Source organism: Pseudofrankia coriaricola (assembly GCF_001854805.1).
In the GTDB taxonomy this organism is placed as follows: domain Bacteria; phylum Actinomycetota; class Actinomycetes; order Frankiales; family Frankiaceae; genus Pseudofrankia.
The window spans coordinates 1-2,751 of record NZ_MBLO01000175.1; the positions used below are offsets into that span (position 1 = coordinate 1).

4 protein-coding genes and 1 other annotated feature are annotated in these 2,751 nt (G+C 66.2%); all 4 genes read left to right on the forward strand.

Annotated features, from left to right (window positions below):
• The first annotated feature begins 154 nt into the window (after positions 1-154).
• Positions 155-673: a transposase domain-containing protein gene (locus BCD48_RS21235; RefSeq protein ID WP_157910546.1), complete on the forward strand. Its 519-nt coding sequence runs from the start codon at positions 155-157 to the stop codon at positions 671-673.
• Between the two features lie 128 nt (positions 674-801).
• Positions 802-1,623 carry a hypothetical protein gene (locus BCD48_RS50770; RefSeq protein ID WP_131804074.1) on the forward strand — a complete coding sequence of 274 codons (822 nt, stop codon included), beginning with the start codon at positions 802-804 and terminating at the stop codon, positions 1,621-1,623.
• 125 nt (positions 1,624-1,748) lie between these two features.
• Positions 1,749-2,069, forward strand: a complete 321-nt coding sequence (locus BCD48_RS21245; protein ID WP_071050157.1) for a transposase — start codon at positions 1,749-1,751, stop codon at positions 2,067-2,069.
• Positions 2,030-2,158: a sequence feature (AL1L pseudoknot), on the forward strand. It overlaps the preceding gene by 40 nt.
• Positions 2,126-2,383 carry an IS3 family transposase gene (locus tag BCD48_RS56775; RefSeq protein ID WP_157910547.1) on the forward strand — a complete coding sequence of 86 codons (258 nt, stop codon included), beginning with the start codon at positions 2,126-2,128 and terminating at the stop codon, positions 2,381-2,383. It overlaps the preceding feature by 33 nt.
• The last annotated feature ends 368 nt before the right edge of the window (positions 2,384-2,751 follow it).

The window sequence follows — 2,751 nt, forward strand, 5'->3', positions numbered from 1 at the left end:
CAAATCACTGGCTACCGCTACCGGTTTTCTCGCAACACTCGTCGAGTCGTCGCCGACGTCGCCGGCGGGCGGGACGGCCTGGTTGCCATCGCGGGTGTCTTCGTCTACCTGGTCTCGGAACACGTCACRGATGCGTGGACGATAGAATGCGCTGGTGGAGCGTGGGCAGAGTGGCATTCCGCGGGCGGTACCGGGTGGCCGGCTGACCGACTGGATTTCTATCGGAGTACTGGCGAGCGTGGTATCCCGCGACGACGTGGATGAGGCGGTCAACCGCGCCGGCCGCCGCCAGACCCGGGTCCGGCTCCTGCCGGCACACGTCGTGGTCTATTTCGTGCTGGCGATGTGCCTGTTCTTTGAGGACTCCTATGAGGAGGTGATGCGTAAGCTCGTCTCGTCGTTGAAAGCGTTCCGCTCGTGGGACCCGAAATGGCGGGTACCGACGACGCCGGCGATCTGCCAGGCCCGGGAACGCCTCGGTTCCGAACCGTTGCGCCTGCTGTTCGACCGGCTCGCCCTCCCACAGGCAGGGCGGGGCACGAAGGGCGCCTGGCTGGGCGGGCGGCGGTTGATGGTGATCGATGACACCCAGTCCGACCTGCCCAACTCCCCGGACAATGCCGCCGAGTTCGGCTATGCCGGCGGCGAGGCCGATCCCGGCGCCTTCCCGTAGCCGTCGCCATGGGGTCATTTTTCGGATGTCGCCGACAGATCCGACGAGGGCTTTCTCTTGGTTGCATGCGCGCGCTTACCGGCGAAGCGCGGAAGTCGTAGCGTCTGTATCGAGAACCAGGAGCTACGATGATTGTTTCAGTCGGCAATTTGGACCATATTCTCCCCGTCCGGCGATTCTCAACCCAGGCGGGACGGGTGATCGTTCTGTCTGCCCTGGTCGTCGGCGGGTTCATGGAGACCCGACCCGCCCTTGCGGCATCGCCTCGGTCCGGCGCCGTCGCCGCGACATCCGTCGCGTCGGCCGCGGGCGGATACTGGGCCGCGGCCAGGGACGGCAGCGTCGCGAACCTTGGTGACGTTGACCTCGGCGCAGGCCTGCCCGGACTCCATGAAGGTGCCTCGTACGTGGATGACATGGCGCCGGCGTCGGATGGCAGAGGACACAGGCCCGTCGCGGCAGACAGCGAAATCGTTACCTTAGGCGGCGCCGGCTTCTGCGTCCGTCCGTCGGACGTCCTACCCGCTCCTGATCGGGTGCGGGCAGCGAATCAGGTGTTGGGTATGAGCTCGATCAGGCTTGCGGCATCTCATCCATCCGGCGCGCAAGACAACGCCACGGCCCATCAGAACGTCGTCGCCACGGCTCACGGGCGGCCGGCTTGTCGATCAAATTATGGTACGGCGCCCGGCGGCCAGGTGGTCCTGAGCGGGACGGTTCTGCGCGCCCTCGTCGACATCGGCAGCCGGTGGACGATCTCCGTCAGTGAGATCGCCGGGGGTTCCCATGCCGTCGGCTCACATCACTATCGCGGACTCGCCTTCGATATCAACTCTGCCTCGGGCGGATTCGATGCCGTGGTGATGCGGTGCGTCCAGCTCGGCGCGAGCGACAGCGCGATCGAGGACGGAAACCACGTGCACTGCCAGTGGCCGCTCGGGACGACATAGCTACGAGATGGCGGTTGCATCGGCTGGGCCTCACAACCTGGTGAACCCGTGCGGCCAATGCCCGGTTACGGTCTGAACCGCGCCGGGTTTGATGGAGGGAGTCAAACCAGGAGGAAGCGGACGACATGGGTGCGCCGAGGAAGTACCCCGATGAGCTGCGGGAACGGGCGATCCGGCTGGTGCTGGACGCCAGGGCCGAGTCGGGGACGAGCGCGAAGGGCGCGTGTCAGCGGATCGGCGCGCAGCTGGGGATCTCACCGGAGACGCTGCGGGTGTGGGTCGCGAAGGCCGAGGTCGACGCGGGCACGCGGCCGGGTGTGCCGAGTGAGGTGGCCGAGCGGCTGGCGCAGTTGGAGCGGGAGAACCGGGAGTTGCGGCGGGCGAACGAGATTCTGAAGTCGGCGTCGGCTTTCTTCGCGGCGGAGCTCGACCGCCCGCGCCGGTAGTCATCGACTATATCGACGGGCACAAGGAACGGTTCGGGGTCGAGCCGATCTGTGCCGTGCTGAAGGATGCCGGTATCCAGATCGCCCCGAGTACCTACTACGCCTCGAAGAAACGGTCGCCGTCGCGACGGGCGGCTACCGATACCGAGACCTTGAAGGAGATAGAACGGGTACACACTGATAACTACGGTGTCTACGGTGTGCGGAAGGTCTATGCGCAGCTGGCCCGTGAGGGCGGGGTCGGCGGTCGCCACATTGCCCGCTGCACGGTGGCCCAGGGTCTCGGCGAGGTAGCTCACCGTGATGATCGATAGCTGATCGTAGTGAACCCGGCGGCCGGCTCGTAGGCCCGGCGCCTGGGGACAGGCTTCTGAGGGGCTATGCGCGGGTCGAAGCGGCGACGGCGGCATGTCGCTGGGTCTCCCGCTGACGTTTCGCGGGCCGGTTCGGAAATGGCCTTCGGGCCGGCCTTTGACGCGTCGCCGCCCCTACTTTGACGGAACCTCGCACACGCGTTGTGACGGAAGTGGCCTCCTGCTCGGACAATGAAAGCGCCAACCCACATTGTCCAAAAAAACAGAAGGCCACCGCGTGCCATCATGCCAGCCTGCCCCCGGCGTGTCCACCGCCCTGTTCGACTGCGAGCAGTGTGACATCTCCAGCCTGCTCGCGATGCTGGGTC